Genomic DNA, 14,195 nt, shown 5'->3' on the forward strand with positions numbered 1-14,195 from the left:
GGCTGCTGTGCAGCCCATTCGCGGGCAAACCCGCTCCCACAGGAACCGCGCTGTGCTTCAGGGCAACGGTAAACCTGTAGGGGCGGGTTTACCCGCGAAGAGGACGGCGCGAAGGGAAGGGTCACTCCGCCGCTACATCCTCCACCGGCCTGTCGAACGCCACGAACAACTGATCGGCCGTGATCGCCCCCAGGTCCAGGCGCATGTTCGCCTCAAGCATGGCGAACAGGCGGGTGAACACTTCGAACACCTTGCAGTGATCCTCCATTCCTGAAAACGGGTTGTCGATCTTCTCGGCGATCAATGAACTCTCCTGCACCGCGTCATACACCTCGCGCAGGGTGATTTCGCTGGCCGGGCGGGCCAGGGTCAGGCCGCCGTGAGCGCCACGCCAGGACTTGAGAATGTCTGCCTTGACCAGTTGCGAAGCCAGGCTGCGCACGCGCGCGGGATGGACCTTGACCCACTTGGCGATGGTCTCGGTGCGCAGCTTCTGCGGTGCATTGGCGGCCACGAACGAGAGAATGTACGAGGCGGTGATCAGGCGAGTCGACTGGCTCATCGGCATAGGTCCCTGGGTAAAAACCGAAGTTTACACCCCTGTGAAAATCCGACTTGGCAGGGGCATGGCATTGAGTCTAATGTATTTGTCACGATGACAATTACAAATATCTAGTCGTCGGGCGAACAAGACCTTTCCTGGCGGTTCAACAGAGGCGATGCCATGAGCGATAACAAGAACAAGATTACTCAAGCGATGCCCGACAGCGGTCTGCCGCGTCGGGATTTCCTCAAGTACAGCGCAGCGGCGGCCACCTTCGCCGGCGCCTTCTCCCTGGGCTTGCCGATGGCAGGCTGGGCCGAGGAGGGCACCCCCAAGGCCGGTGGCGTACTGCGCATGGGCCTGGCTGGCGGCAGCACCACCGACTCGGGTGACCCAGGCTCCTGGAGCGACACTTTCACCTTCGTCGGCTTCTCGGCGGTGTACAACACCCTGAGCGAGATCAGCGTCGACGGCACGGCGATTCCGGAGTTGGCCGAGCGCTGGGAATCCAGCCCTGATGCCAAGGTCTGGACCTTCACCCTGCGCCAGGGCGTGACTTTTCACGATGGCAAGACCCTGGACGCCAACGACGTGGTCGCCTCGATCCAGCACCACCTGGGCGAGAAATCTACCTCGGCGGCCAAGACCGTGCTCGGCGATGTCGCCCAAGTCCGCGCCCAGGGCAACGATACCGTGGTGTTCGAGTTGCACTCAGGCAACGCCGACTTCGCCTATGTCGTTGCCGATTACCACTTGGTGATCATGCCGGCCAAGGACGGTGTGGCCGACTGGCGTTCCGCCAATGGCACCGGCGGCTATCGCCTCAAACGCTTCGAGCCGGGCGTGCGCATGGACCTGGAGCGCAACCCGAACTACTGGAAGCCTGGCCGCGCGCATTTCGCCAGCGCCGAACTGCTGGCCATCGCCGATGGCGCTGCGCGGGTCAACGCTCTGGTCACCGGCCAAGTGGACGTGATCAACAAGGTCGACCTCAAGACCGTGGCGCTGCTCAAGCGCAACCCGCAGTTGGTGATCGAAGAGACCAAAGGCGCCCAGCACTACACCTTCCCCATGCTCTGCGACAGTACGCAGTTCCAGAACAACGACGTGCGCCTGGCGCTCAAGTACGCCATCGACCGCCAGGCCCTGCTGACCTCGGTACTGCATGGTTATGGCCAGATCGGCAACGACCACCCGATCCAGCCCGGCAGCCGCTTCATCAACGCCGCCCTCGAACAGCGCGCCTACGACCCGGACAAAGCCCGTTTCCACCTGCGTCAGGCTGGCCTGGACGCACTCAAGGTGCGCCTGCAGGCCTCGGATGCCGCCTACACCGGCGCGGTGGACGCTTCGGTGCTGTTCAAGGAGCAGGCACGCAAGGCGGGCATCGACATCGACGTGGTGCGTGAGCCGGCCGATGGCTTCTTCACCAACGTGTGGATGAAGCAGCCGTTCACCACCTCGTTCTGGTACAGCAGCCTGACCGCCGACCGCATGTTCAGCATTGGCTATGCCAAGGGCGCGGCCTGGAACGAGACACACTGGGACAACGCCCGCTTCAACCAACTGCTCAACGCGGCCCGTGGCGAGATGAACGGGCCGCTGCGCCAAGAGATGTACAACGAAATGCAGGCCCTGTGCCGCGACGACGGAGGCGCCATCGTGCCGCTGTTCGCAAGCTCGGTGGCGGCGCGCTCGCGTCGGGTCACCCACGGTGGGGTCACCGCACCCTATGGCGAACTCGATGGCCTGCGGCTGATCGAGCGCTGGTGGCAGGCCTGATTCTTTTCGTCGTCACTGCATGAGGAGCGTACGGTGAATAGTCTTGGTTCATTACTTGCACGGCGCCTGGCCCTGGGCCTGCTGTCGTTGCTGGCCGTCTCGGTGATTATCTTCCTGGCCGTGGGCATGCTGCCTGGGGATGTCGCTCAGGCCATGCTCGGCCAAGCGGCCACGCCGGAAACCGTTGCCGCGCTGAGGGCGCAATTGGGGTTGGACATGCCGGCCTGGAGCCGCTTCGGCCACTGGGCCTGGCAGCTTCTGCACGGTGACCTGGGTGTGTCGCTGGCCAACCAGCGGCCGATCGCCGAGCTGATCGGCGCGCGATTGGGCAACACCTTCAGCCTGGCGCTGTTGGCCGCGCTGGTCTCGGTGCCCCTGGCCCTGCTGCTGGGCATGCTGGCGGCGCTGTATCGCAACAGTTGGTTCGATCGGCTGCTCAATACCAGTGCACTGACGGCGGTGTCGTTTCCGGAGTTCTTCGTCGCTTACATCCTGATCCTGGTGTTCGCGGTGAAGCTGGCTTGGCTGCCGAGCATCTCCAACCTGTCGCCTGATGCTTCACTGGGCGAAGTGCTGGAGCGCTCCTTGTTGCCGGTACTGACCCTGGCCCTGGTGGTGGTCGCGCAGATGATGCGCATGACCCGCGCCTCACTGATCAACCTGCTGGCCAGCCCCTACATCGAGATGGCCCGCCTCAAGGGCATCTCGCCGGCGCGCATCATCTTCCGCCATGCCTTGCCCAACGCCTTGGCGCCGATCATCAACGTGGTGGCGCTGAACCTGGCGTACCTGGTGGTGGGTGTGGTGGTGGTCGAGGTGGTGTTCGTTTACCCGGGGCTGGGCCAACTGCTGGTGGACTCCGTTGCCAAGCGCGACATCCCGGTGGTACAGGCCTGCAGCCTGATCTTCGCCGCCACCTACATTCTGCTCAACACCAGTGCCGATGTGCTGTCGATCGCCAGCAATCCGCGTCTGATGCATCCGAAGGGGTAGCCGATGAACCTGTTCAAGCAATTGCAGCGGGCGCCGCTGAGCGCCAAGTTCGGTTTGCTGGTGATCGTCCTGTATGTGCTGGTGGCGCTGTTCGCGCCGGTACTGGCGCCGTTCGGCGAGACCGAGGTGGTGGGCGAGGGCTTCGCACCCTGGGGCGGGCAGTTCCTGTTGGGCACCGACAACCTGGGCCGCGACATGTTCAGCCGTCTGGTCTATGGCGCGCGCAATACCTTGGGGATCGCCTTTGTGACCACCGCCTTGGCCTTTGCCGTGGGCGGCTTCTGTGGCCTGGTGGCGGCGATCAAGGGCGGCTGGATCGACCAGAGCCTTTCGCGCCTGGTCGATGTGCTCATGGCCATCCCACAACTGATCTTCGCCTTGCTGATCCTGAGCGTGGTCGGCACCACGGCCACCTCGTTGGTGCTGGTGATCGCGCTGCTCGACGCCACGCGGGTGTTCCGTCTGGCGCGGGCGGTGGCGATGACGGTGGTGGTGCAGGACTTCGTCGAGGCTGCGCGCCTGCGCGGAGAAGGGCTGTGGTGGCTGGTCAGCCGCGAGGTGCTGCCCAATGCCGCTGCGCCCCTGATCGCCGAATTCGGCCTGCGCTTCTGCTTTGTCTTCTTGTTCATCAGTGCCTTGTCGTTCCTGGGCCTGGGCATCCAGCCGCCGACCGCCGACTGGGGCAGCATGGTGCGCGACAACGCCGTGCTGATCACCTTCGGTGACGTCAGCCCGCTGCTGCCGGCGCTGGCCGTGGCGCTGATCACCGTCAGCGTGAACTTCGTCGTGGACTGGGTGCTGCACACCGCCAGCGGCCTCAAGGAGTGCTGAACATGAGCCAACCATTGCTGGAAATTCGTGACCTGCGCATCGACGGTCACCACGACGATGCCTGGCATCCGCTGATCAAGGGCATCGACCTGACCTTGGCTCGAGGCGAGGTGCTGGGGCTGATCGGAGAGTCAGGGGCAGGTAAGTCGACCCTGGGCCTGGCGGCCATGGGCTATGTGCGCGACGGCTGTCGCATCAGCGGCGGCTCGGTACGCTTCGATGGCCAGGAGCTGGTGGGCGCCGCACCCGAGACCTTGCGTCGCCTGCGCGGCCTGCGCATCGCCTATGTGGCACAGAGCGCGGCGGCGTCGTTCAACCCGGCCCATCGTTTGATCGATCAGCACATCGAGACTGCCGTGAAGAACGGCGGCATCGATCGGGCCAAGGCCGAGGCCGAAGCGGTGGAACTGTACCGGGTGCTGCGCCTGCCGGACCCCGAACGTATCGGCCAGCGCTATCCGCACCAAGTCTCCGGGGGCCAGCTGCAGCGGGTGATGACCGCCATGGCCATGGCCTGCCACCCGGACCTGATCGTGTTCGACGAACCGACCACGGCCTTGGACGTCACCACCCAGATCGAAGTGCTCACGGCCATCCGCGATGCCGTGCGCTCCTATGGCAGCGCCGCGCTGTACATCAGCCATGACCTGGCGCTGGTGGCGCAGATCGCCGATCGCATCATGGTGCTGCGTCACGGCAGCCTGGTGGAAGAAGCCCAGACCCGCACCATGCTGCAAACGCCCACCCAGGACTACACCCGCTCGCTGTGGGCCGTGCGCAGTTTCCATACCCAGCCCAAACCGCGCCCGCCACAGGCCCAGCCCTTGTTGGAAGTACGCAACGCCAACGCCAGCTATGGCGCCCAGCCGGTGTTGCACGAGGTATCGCTCACGCTGCACCGGGGCCAGACCTTGGCGGTGATCGGTGAGTCCGGCAGCGGCAAGAGCACCACCGCGCGACTGATCACCGGCCTGTTGCCAGCCAGCAGCGGGCAGGTGCTGTACGACGGCCAGGCGCTGCCGACGGACTATCGCCAACGCAGCAAGGAGCAACTGCGGCGGATCCAGATGATCTACCAGATCCCCGACACCGCCCTGAACCCGCGCCAGCGCATCGTCGACATCATCGGCCGCCCCTTGACCTTCTACCTGGGCCTCAAGGGCAAAGCCTTGCGCCAGCGGGTAGCGGAACTGCTGGAGATGATCGAACTCGACCCGGCCAAGTACATGGATCGCCAGCCCCGCGAGCTCTCCGGCGGGCAGAAGCAGCGCATCTGCATCGCCCGGGCCTTGGCCGCCGAGCCTGAGCTGATCATCTGCGACGAAGTCACTTCGGCCCTCGACCAGCTGGTGGCCGAAGGGGTGCTCAAGCTGCTCGATCGCATCCAGCGTCAACTGGGCGTTTCTTACCTGTTCATCACCCACGATGTGGCCACGGTACGTGCCATCGCCGACGAAGTGATGGTGATGCAGCGCGGCCGGGTGGTCGATCACGGCAGCCGCGAGGCCATTTTCTCGCCGCCGTACCGCGACTACACCGGGCTGCTGTTCTCCTCCGAACCGGAAATGGACCCTGACTGGCTCGACCGCCTGCTGGCCCGCCGCGCCGGACACTCCAACCTGCAATCTGTGCAAGGACAACCTTCATGAATGTACTGATCGTCCACGCTCATCCCGAGCCGCAATCCTTTACCGCCGCCCTGCGTGACCAGGCGGTGGAAACCTTCAAGGCCCAGGGGCATCAGGTGCAGGTCAGCGACCTGTACGCCATGGGCTGGAACCCGGTGGCCAGTGCCGAGGACTTCGGCAAGCGCGAAAACCCCGATTACCTGGTCTATGCCTTGGAGCAGCGCCTGGGCGTCAAGAGCGGTTCGATCGCCCCGGACATCCAGGCCGAGCTGGACAAACTGCTGTGGGCGGACCTGCTGGTGCTCAACTTCCCGATCTTCTGGTTCTCGGCGCCGGCCATGCTCAAGGGCTGGATCGACCGGGTGCTGGTGTCCGGCGTGTGCTATGGCGGCAAGCGCTTCTATGACCAAGGCGGTCTGGTGGGCAAGAAGGCCCTGGTCACCGTGACCCTCGGCGGGCGCGAGCACATGTTCGGCGAGGGCGCGATTCACGGGCCGCTGGAGGACATGCTGCGCCCGATCTTGCGCGGCACCCTGGCGTACGTGGGGCTGGAGGTGCTGCCGCCATTCGTGGCCTGGCATGTGCCCTACATCAGCGACGAAGCACGCAAGGGCTTTTTGCGCGATTACCAGCAGCGCCTGGAGCACCTGTCGGACGACCTGCCGCTCGAGTTCCCGAAGCTTTCGCAGTTCGATGAGGCACTGTACCCGCTGGCCAAATGATTGCGACCGATTGTCGCTGAGTGGGCGCCGGGGAGGGCGGTTCAGGCCGTCTGCCCCGGGGTTGTTGCCCTTCGCGCAACAGATAATCTTTGCGTCAAGACTGTTCAGTGGCGGCCCTACGACTTAAGGTGGCAGGAAGCAAAACTGTCTGGAGCTCCAATGTCGAACTTTCCCACTGTCCGCCCTCGTCGCCTGCGGCAGAACGAATCCCTGCGCACACTGTTCCAGGAGACCGAATTTCGCCTTGACGACCTGATCCTGCCGATCTTCGTCGAGGAGGGTATCGATGATTTCGTCCCGATCACCAGCATGCCGGGGGTCAACCGCATCCCCGAGAAGATGCTTGCCCGTGAGATCGAGCGTTATGCCCGTGCCGGTATCAAGTCGGTGATGACCTTCGGCGTATCGCACAACCTGGATGCCACTGGCAGCGACACCTGGAACGAGAACGGTCTGGTGGCGCGCATGGCGCGTATCTGCAAGGACACCGCGCCGGAAATGGTGGTGATGTCCGACACCTGCTTCTGCGAGTACACCAGCCACGGCCATTGCGGCGTGCTGCATGACCATGGCGTGGACAACGACGCGACACTGGCCAACCTGGGCAAGCAGGCGGTGGTGGCCGCAGCGGCCGGCGCCGACTTCATCTCGCCGTCGGCGGCGATGGATGGTCAGGTCCAGGCGATCCGCAGCGCCCTGGACGGTGCTGGCTTCCACGACACCGCGATCATGGCCTACTCGACCAAGTTCGCCTCGTCGCTCTATGGCCCGTTCCGCGAGGCCGGCGGCACCGCCCTCAAGGGTGACCGCAAGAGCTATCAGATGAACCCGATGAACCGCCGTGAGGCTGTGCGCGAGTCGCTGCTCGACGAGCAGGAAGGGGCGGACGTGCTGATGGTCAAGCCGGCGGGGGCCTACCTGGACGTTATCGCCGACATCCGCGCCGCGTCGCGCCTGCCTTTGGCGGCGTACCAGGTCAGCGGCGAGTACGCGATGATCAAGTTCGGTGGCCTGGCCGGTGCCATCGATGAAGCCCGTGTTGTGCGTGAGAGCATTGGCTCGATCAAGCGCGCCGGCGCGGACCTGATCCTGACCTACTTCGCGATGGATTTGGCACGCGACGGGATCTGAACCCTAGGCGGGGGCTGCCTTGCAGCCCACCGCAGGCTCCGAACCTCCCACAGGTTCTCGGCGTACGTGTAGGAGCGGCCTTGTGCCGCGAAGGGCTGCAAGGCAGCCCCTTTTTCGTGGGTGGCGGAAATGGCACCAGCTCTGCCGGTGCTTCAGGTTCCGTTCTTGATCTTGCTCCAGGTCCGGGTGCGCATCCGTTCGTATTTGAGTGGCAAGGTCTCCAGGGTGAACAGCGTCCCCATCACCTCGACCGGCGGATAAACCGCCGGGTCTTTCAACAGCTGTGGATCGACCAGAGGCAACGCGTCCTTGTTGCCATTGGGGTAGCCCACGTAGTCGGATGACTTGGCCACCACCTCCGGGCGCATCATGTAGTTGATGAAGGCATGCGCCTGTTCGGGGTGCGGTGCATCGTTGAGCAGCACCATGTTGTTGATCCACATGGGCGCGCCCTCGCGGGGAATGCTGTAGCTCACCTGTACGCCATTGTTGGCGCGCTCGGCCGCCTGCTTGGCGCTATACACCGAGCCGCCCCAGCCGACCACCACGCAGATGTCGCCATTGGCCAGGTCCGTGGTGAACTTCGACGAATCGAAATAGCGCACATAGGGGCGAATGCCCTGCAGCAGTTCTTCGGCCTTGCGGTAGTCGTCCGGGTTGCGACTGTTGGCGGGCAGGCCCAGGTAGTGCAGGGCGATCGGCAGGATCTCCACCGGCGCATCGAGCATGGCCACGCCACAGGCGCTGAGTTTTTCGATGTTCTCCTTGCGCAGCACCAGGTCCCAGGAGTCCACCGGCGCGTCCTTGCCCAGCAGCTGGGTCACCTTGGCCTTGTCATAGCCGATGCCAGTGGTGCCCCACATGTACGGCACGGCATAACGGTTGCCCGGGTCGTTGACGGCGAGCTTGCGCAGCACCTGCTCGTCCAGGTGCGAGCGGTTGTCCAGTTGGGCCGGGTCAAGGGGTTTGAGCACGCCGGCCTTGATGAAGTTGGGCAGCAGGTCATCGGGCACCATTACCACGTCATAACCGCTGTGGCCGGCCATCAGCTTGGTTTCCATGACTTCAGCGTTGTCGAACACATCCTGCACCAAGGTCGTGCCGGTGGCCTGCTCGAAGGCCTTGGGCGTTTCCGGTGCCAAAAAGTCCGACCAATTGTAGAAATGCACGGTGGGTGCACCGGCGGCGGCGTCGAGGCTCAGAAGCCCGGCCAAGCCGAGCATGGCCAGGCGATGGCCACGTAATGGAGGACGTTGCAGCTGCATTTTTAATCCTTGTTGTCGCGCAGTGGGTAGGGCGAATGTATGCGCGTGCCGAGCGCTTTCCTATCCCGTCGAAGGGTTAACCCCTGGGGTAGGCGCGGCTGGTCTTGCCTTCACGCAAAGTAAGCACATTAGGATTCGTCTCATGTGTCGCTGGATGGCCTGGCCCTAACCTTGAGGCTTTGATCGACGCTACCTTGAGCCGATGTATTGGCGAGCAGGAGCGACAGCGCCCATTGGGAGAGTACAGGCAGCATGAATCATGGCAATTTACCCATCAGCAAACGGGCCATAGGGGTCTTGGGGAGCGTGGCGATCATGTTCTGTGCCATGGATAAGGCTTATGCAGCCTGTTCCGGGGATGCCAAACGCTTCATTTCCTATTCAGGGCCCGCCAATATCACGATACCGCGCGACGCAACGGATGGAACGGTGCTCTATAGCGAAACCCAGGTTATGCCAAAGAGCGAGTTCCGATGCACGACCCAGCAATTATGGGGGCTCGGTCTTGCCCCTGGGCGGGGTACGCCTCCTGAGGCGACGGTGCAGGAGTTTCCGCTCGGGGCTTCCGGGCTGAAGTTTCGGATCATGGCACTGTTGGGGAATGGGCCGGCTTATCTGGCCTCGCTGGATCCACTCAGGGCTGGTAACTACAACCTCGGCGGCGACCTTGTCCTGGAAATCTTCAAAAGCGGTGTCTTGGCGCCGAGCAGCGTCGTCAAGGCGGGCGATCTGGGTACGGTGCAATACGGTACCCATATGATCGCGAGCCTCGCGTTGAGCCAAGCCATCAATGTCGTGGCCGCCTCCTGCGAGACGCCGGATGTGAGCGTGGCCATGGGCGACGATTACAAGTTGGATGATTTCGGCGGCCCAGGCTCCACCACCCGCCAGGTGCCCTTCAACCTCCAGCTGAACAATTGCCCCAAGGGGATCGCCAAGATCGATTACCAGTTGCAAGCGCTCACTCCGGTCATCGATTCCGCCCAGGGCGTCGTCGGACTTAACCCGAGCTCTACCGCTTTAGGCATCGGCCTGCAGATCAAGGACGCGAGCGGCGTGCCGGTGCCTTTGAATACGCCGCGCACGTTCAGCGGCTACGACACCAATGGCGGCAACTTCATGATCCCTTTGACCGCCAGCTATTACCGCCTGGCCACTGAGTCCCTCAGGGCAGGCTCTGCCAACACCGAGGTCACGTTCATCATGAGCTACCTGTAGCGCGGCGTGAGGATCTAAGGATCGTCTGATGTCCATTCGCCAGCTCGGATCTTAGATTCGGCGGATGAGATTAAAAAGCTACCTGTTGCAGATCAGCCCTTTGCTTTCCAGCCCCGAAGCCGTCCGCCGACTGCTTCGGGTGTTCGCGATGGTGCTGTCGGTTGGCATCCTCAGTGGTGCTTACAACTTCCTGCTGTTCACCTTCAACAACGACATTTCCCAGCGCCGTGGCTACATGAGCAGTGCGATCGCCGAGGCGCATACCTTCTTCACCACCCGTGAAGCGTTGCTCGAAAGCCTGAGCCTGTCGGCCGTACGCAAGGGCTGGCAGGCCGAGCCGCTGGTCTACCTGCCTTCTTTGGAGGAGCTCCACCTGCAAGTGGGCGATGGTGCCGGCAAACAGTGGAGCATCTGGCTGACCCGGCGCATGTGCGACTACCTCAGGGCGCAGCAGGTGAGCCTTCTGTACGTGGGGAACGGGCTGCATGACCAAGGCGTGCGCCTGTTCAGCCCTTCCAGTGCGATGCCGGCGTTGCCTCGCCGGATCCTGGAGCAACTGCAGGCGTTGCGCGACGTCGATGGAGCGCCACTGCAGGAACTGTGGCTGACCGATCAGGATCAGCAGGCCTCGCGCCTGTATATTTTCAAGCGCCTGGACGAGGAGGATGCCGATTCCGGCTGGCTGGGCCTGGAGATGGACAGCCGGGCCGTGTCCGCGGCGCTGAGCGACCAGAGTGCCGGTGAATTCATGATGCTCAACACCGACGACATGCTGGTGTTCAGCAACATGCCGGGCGCGCGCTTGAGCCGCTCACTGCTAGAGCGCCGAGGCGACAACTTTTTCGGTTTTGTCGGCGACGGCTTGTTTCCGGATCACCTGGTCATCCGCAAGAACCTGATGTCCTCGGATTGGCAGTTGGTGTACTCGATCGACCTGGTCGACGTGTTGCAGGGCCTGTGGAAGCAATTGCTCGGCACGTTGCTGTTCTGCCTGCTGAGCATCTTGTTGATCGTGCTGTTGATGCGCCGTTTCGAACAGCGCCTGATCACCCCGACCATCCACCGCATCCAGGCGCTGATCGAAAGCGAGGCGTTCAGCCGCGACGTGATTCAGGCCGCGCCGGTGGCGCTGTGCGTGCTGCGCCGCAGCGACGGCCAGATGGTGCTGGAAAACCCGTTGTCCCAGCAGTGGCTGGGCAAGGGACTGGACCGTGAGGTCCTCTGCCCGGGGTGGATCCGCCACGCGTTCGATGCCCCCGAGGCGCCCCATGACGAGACGTTCGAGACCTCCGGTGGCCGCCACCTGCACCTGAGCAGCGTGCCCACCCGCTACAAAGGGGAGGACGTGTTGCTCTGTGTGTTCAATGACGTCACCGCCAGCAAGCAGGTGGAGGCGGCGCTGGAGGCAGCGCGGCAGTCGGCGGATGCGGCCAACGAAGCCAAGACGCTGTTCCTGGCCACCATGAGCCATGAGATCCGCACGCCGTTGTATGGCGTGCTGGGTACGCTGGAACTTTTGTCGCGCACACACCTGGATGCCCAGCAGCGGGACTACCTGCAAGCGCTCGAAGGCTCGTCGGCCACCTTGTTGCAGTTGATTTGCGATGTGCTGGATGTATCGAAGATCGAAGCTGGTCAGTTGGCCCTGGAGGTCAGCGAGTTTTCCCCGCTGGAACTGGTGCACGAGGTGATCCAGGGCTACAGCGCCGCAGCCCTGGGCAAGGGGCTTGAACTCTATGCATGTCTGGATCCGCAGCTGCCGCTGCGGCTGCTGGGGGACAGGGCGCGTATCCGGCAGATTCTCAACAACCTGCTGAGCAATGCTGTGAAGTTCACCGATTATGGCCGCGTGGTGTTGCGTGTGCGGCTGTCGCACCGGGAGGCGGAGCGCTCCTGCCTGCTGTGGCAGGTCGCCGATACCGGGCGTGGTATTGCCGAGGAAGATCACCCGTTGATCTTCGACCCGTTCTACCAGACCGCAGGCAACGTCCATGTGGTGGCCGGTACTGGCCTGGGCTTGCCGATCTGCCAGCGTCTGACGCAATTGATGAACGGCCAGATGCGCATGGTCAGCGAACTGGGCCTGGGCACCAGCTTTACCTTGCTGTTGCCGCTGGAGGAATCGCTGCGCAGCGCCGAGGCTGCCTTGCCCTGCAACCTGCTGGCCGAGCGCATCCATGTGATGTCGCCGTTGCGCGAGCTGGCCGAGAGCCTGGCGGGATGGTTGCGCCGCTGGGGCGCACGGGCCCAGGTCGGGCAACCGGCGTCGATGAGCGCTGGCGGCGTGCTGCTTGAAGCGCACCCCGGCAAGCTGGACGCATCGTTGCTGCCGCAATGGCCCGGGCGGCGGGTGCTGGCCAGTGCCGACGGCTGCAGCCAGCCACGCCAGGATGGCGACTGCTGGCACGTCAACCTCAGCCACCTGGCCGCGCTCCACCAGGCCATCTGCCAGGCCCAGGGGCTGTGGATGGCGGACGGCCAGGCGCGCAGCGCAAGCCCGCGTATCCGCCATCTTGGGCTGAGCGTTCTGGTGGCCGAGGACAACATCATCAATCAGTTGATCCTGCGCGATCAGCTCGATGAGCTCGGTTGCACGGTGGTACTGGCCGGCGATGGCGAGCAGGCCCTGCGCTGCTGGGACCAGGGGGCATTCGATGTGGTGCTGAGCGACGTCAACATGCCCCGGGTCAATGGCTACGAACTGGCCAGGACCTTGCGCCGGCAAGGTTGCACCGTACCGATCATCGGCGCCACGGCCAATGCCCTGCGCGGCGAGGAGGAGTTGTGCCTGGCCGCCGGCATGAATCACTGCCTGGTCAAACCCTTCACGTTGCAAACGCTGCACCACTGTCTGGCCGCCTACCAAGGAAACGCCCATGAGAGCCTTTGAAATCCTCATCGTCGAGGACCACCCGTTCCAGTGCATGTACCTGCAGCACCTGTTCAACGAACTGGGCGAGCTGCGCGTGGACATTGCTCGGGATGGCGCCGAGGCCCTGTTGCGGCTGCAGCAACGCGACTACGACCTGATCCTCACCGATCTGCTGATGCCAGGTATGGACGGGGTGCAGTTCATCCAGCACCTGGCCGCGCTGCCAGGCAGGACGGGGCTTGCGATCATGAGCGCGGCGTCACGGCGGATGCTGATGGCGGCGAGTCTTGCGGCCAAGCACCTGGGGGTGGAGGTGGTGGGGTTGTTGTCCAAGCCAGTGACGCCCGAGGCGTTGCGCGGGGTGGTCGAGCAGCTGCGCGAGCAGCGCCGCACGCCTGTCCATGTCGCTCCACAGGCTGTCGACTATGACCGCCAGACCTTGCTCGAAGCCCTCAATAGCCGGGCGTTCCACGCCTGGTTCCAGCCCAAGAAGTCCTTGCAAAATGGCCGTATCGTCGCCGCCGAGGCCCTGGTGCGCTGGATCCATCCCGAGCACGGCGTGCTGTTGCCGGGGGCATTCCTGCCGGCGCTGCGGGCCTTCGACCTGGAGGAGCGCTTGTTGTGGTCGATGCTCAAGCAGAGCATGGATGCCCAGGCCCGGTGGCGCATGCGGGGCTATGACATTCCGGTGTCGATCAACCTGCCGACCCACCTGCTCAACAGCCACGACCTGGCCGACCGCCTGCTGGAGTTCGTGCTGCACCACGGCGGCATCCCCGCCAAGATCTGCTTCGAGCTGATGGAGTGCTCCGTCCCCGACGAAGTCAGCAACTACTACGCAGGCGCCTGCCGGTTGCGCATCAAAGGCTTCGGTCTTTCGCAGGACGATTTCGGCAAGGGCTACAGCTCGTACATGAATCTCGTCTCTACGCCGTTCACCGAACTCAAGATAGACCGCGCGTTGGTGCAGGGCTGTCACGAGAACGACAATTTGGCCTCGGCCCTGGCCAGCATTGTTGCCTTGGGCCGCCGACTGGGCCTGAACGTGGTGGCCGAGGGGGTCGAGAAGCCTGAGGAGCTGGCCTTGCTGCGCCGGCTGGAGTGCAGCCATGTGCAGGGCTTTTTGATTTCCCATGCGGTGTCGTTGGATCAGTTCCTGCACTTGCTGAAGGCCGATGGCCCGGCAATGTGCCATTAATCAGGCCTGGC

11 protein-coding genes are annotated in these 14,195 nt (G+C 63.6%); 9 read left to right on the forward strand and 2 right to left on the reverse strand.

What is annotated here, in order from left to right:
• Nucleotides 1-121 precede the first annotated feature (121 nt).
• Nucleotides 122-562, reverse strand: a complete 441-nt coding sequence (locus IEC33019_RS07650; protein ID WP_070094265.1) for an RrF2 family transcriptional regulator — start codon at nucleotides 560-562, stop codon at nucleotides 122-124.
• A gap of 162 nt (nucleotides 563-724) precedes the next feature.
• Between IEC33019_RS07650 and IEC33019_RS07655 the strand changes: the two genes are divergently transcribed.
• The 6 genes from IEC33019_RS07655 to hemB all read left to right on the forward strand — a co-directional run bounded on the left by IEC33019_RS07655 (nucleotide 725) and on the right by hemB (nucleotide 7,631).
• Nucleotides 725-2,326, forward strand: coding sequence for an ABC transporter substrate-binding protein (locus IEC33019_RS07655; RefSeq protein WP_070094264.1), 1,602 nt, complete (start codon nucleotides 725-727; stop codon nucleotides 2,324-2,326).
• A gap of 33 nt (nucleotides 2,327-2,359) precedes the next feature.
• Complete coding sequence (locus IEC33019_RS07660) at nucleotides 2,360-3,319, forward strand: ABC transporter permease (protein WP_043210870.1); 960 nt, start codon at nucleotides 2,360-2,362, stop codon at nucleotides 3,317-3,319.
• Between the two features lie 3 nt (nucleotides 3,320-3,322).
• Nucleotides 3,323-4,150 carry an ABC transporter permease gene (locus tag IEC33019_RS07665; RefSeq protein ID WP_070094263.1) on the forward strand — a complete coding sequence of 276 codons (828 nt, stop codon included), beginning with the start codon at nucleotides 3,323-3,325 and terminating at the stop codon, nucleotides 4,148-4,150.
• A gap of 2 nt (nucleotides 4,151-4,152) precedes the next feature.
• Nucleotides 4,153-5,799, forward strand: coding sequence for an ABC transporter ATP-binding protein (locus IEC33019_RS07670; protein ID WP_070094262.1), 1,647 nt, complete (start codon nucleotides 4,153-4,155; stop codon nucleotides 5,797-5,799).
• Nucleotides 5,796-6,500: an NAD(P)H-dependent oxidoreductase gene (locus tag IEC33019_RS07675; RefSeq protein ID WP_043213957.1), complete on the forward strand. Its 705-nt coding sequence runs from the start codon at nucleotides 5,796-5,798 to the stop codon at nucleotides 6,498-6,500. The genes IEC33019_RS07670 and IEC33019_RS07675 overlap by 4 nt, the downstream gene beginning before the upstream one ends.
• Before the next feature lie 159 nt (nucleotides 6,501-6,659).
• Nucleotides 6,660-7,631 carry a porphobilinogen synthase gene (gene hemB, locus IEC33019_RS07680; RefSeq protein WP_070094261.1) on the forward strand — a complete coding sequence of 324 codons (972 nt, stop codon included), beginning with the start codon at nucleotides 6,660-6,662 and terminating at the stop codon, nucleotides 7,629-7,631.
• Between the two features lie 152 nt (nucleotides 7,632-7,783).
• Here hemB and IEC33019_RS07685 read toward each other — a convergent pair whose 3' ends face one another.
• Complete coding sequence (locus IEC33019_RS07685; RefSeq protein ID WP_372340647.1) at nucleotides 7,784-8,896, reverse strand: polyamine ABC transporter substrate-binding protein; 1,113 nt, start codon at nucleotides 8,894-8,896, stop codon at nucleotides 7,784-7,786.
• Nucleotides 8,897-9,148: 252 nt separating this feature from the next.
• Here IEC33019_RS07685 and IEC33019_RS27740 point away from each other — a divergent pair, with 252 nt between their 5' ends.
• The 3 genes from IEC33019_RS27740 (at nucleotide 9,149) to IEC33019_RS07700 (ending at nucleotide 14,184) form a co-directional block, all read left to right on the forward strand.
• Nucleotides 9,149-10,114, forward strand: coding sequence for a fimbrial protein (locus IEC33019_RS27740; RefSeq protein ID WP_081337516.1), 966 nt, complete (start codon nucleotides 9,149-9,151; stop codon nucleotides 10,112-10,114).
• 64 nt (nucleotides 10,115-10,178) lie between these two features.
• On the forward strand, nucleotides 10,179-13,004 hold the full coding sequence (locus tag IEC33019_RS07695; protein WP_070094260.1) for an ATP-binding protein: 2,826 nt from the start codon (nucleotides 10,179-10,181) through the stop codon (nucleotides 13,002-13,004).
• The gene (locus IEC33019_RS07700) at nucleotides 12,991-14,184 is read left to right on the forward strand and encodes an EAL domain-containing response regulator (protein WP_070094259.1); all 1,194 of its coding nucleotides are present in this window, start codon (nucleotides 12,991-12,993) and stop codon (nucleotides 14,182-14,184) included. The genes IEC33019_RS07695 and IEC33019_RS07700 overlap by 14 nt, the downstream gene beginning before the upstream one ends.
• Nucleotides 14,185-14,195 lie beyond the last annotated feature (11 nt).

Source organism: Pseudomonas putida (assembly GCF_002741075.1).
Classification (GTDB): domain Bacteria; phylum Pseudomonadota; class Gammaproteobacteria; order Pseudomonadales; family Pseudomonadaceae; genus Aquipseudomonas; species Aquipseudomonas putida_T.

What these genes read in the sequence shown, in the direction of transcription:
- IEC33019_RS07650 (WP_070094265.1), bottom strand. Translation starts at nt 562, where the DNA reads ATGAGCCAGTCGACTCGCCTGATCACCGCCTCGTACATTCTCTCGTTC.
- IEC33019_RS07655 (WP_070094264.1), top strand. Translation starts at nt 725, where the DNA reads ATGAGCGATAACAAGAACAAGATTACTCAAGCGATGCCCGACAGCGGT.
- IEC33019_RS07665 (WP_070094263.1), top strand. Translation starts at nt 3,323, where the DNA reads ATGAACCTGTTCAAGCAATTGCAGCGGGCGCCGCTGAGCGCCAAGTTC.
- IEC33019_RS07670 (WP_070094262.1), top strand. Translation starts at nt 4,153, where the DNA reads ATGAGCCAACCATTGCTGGAAATTCGTGACCTGCGCATCGACGGTCAC.
- IEC33019_RS07675 (WP_043213957.1), top strand. Translation starts at nt 5,796, where the DNA reads ATGAATGTACTGATCGTCCACGCTCATCCCGAGCCGCAATCCTTTACC.
- hemB (WP_070094261.1), top strand. Translation starts at nt 6,660, where the DNA reads ATGTCGAACTTTCCCACTGTCCGCCCTCGTCGCCTGCGGCAGAACGAA.
- IEC33019_RS07685 (WP_372340647.1), bottom strand. Translation starts at nt 8,896, where the DNA reads ATGCAGCTGCAACGTCCTCCATTACGTGGCCATCGCCTGGCCATGCTC.
- IEC33019_RS27740 (WP_081337516.1), top strand. Translation starts at nt 9,149, where the DNA reads ATGAATCATGGCAATTTACCCATCAGCAAACGGGCCATAGGGGTCTTG.
- IEC33019_RS07695 (WP_070094260.1), top strand. Translation starts at nt 10,179, where the DNA reads ATGAGATTAAAAAGCTACCTGTTGCAGATCAGCCCTTTGCTTTCCAGC.
- IEC33019_RS07700 (WP_070094259.1), top strand. Translation starts at nt 12,991, where the DNA reads ATGAGAGCCTTTGAAATCCTCATCGTCGAGGACCACCCGTTCCAGTGC.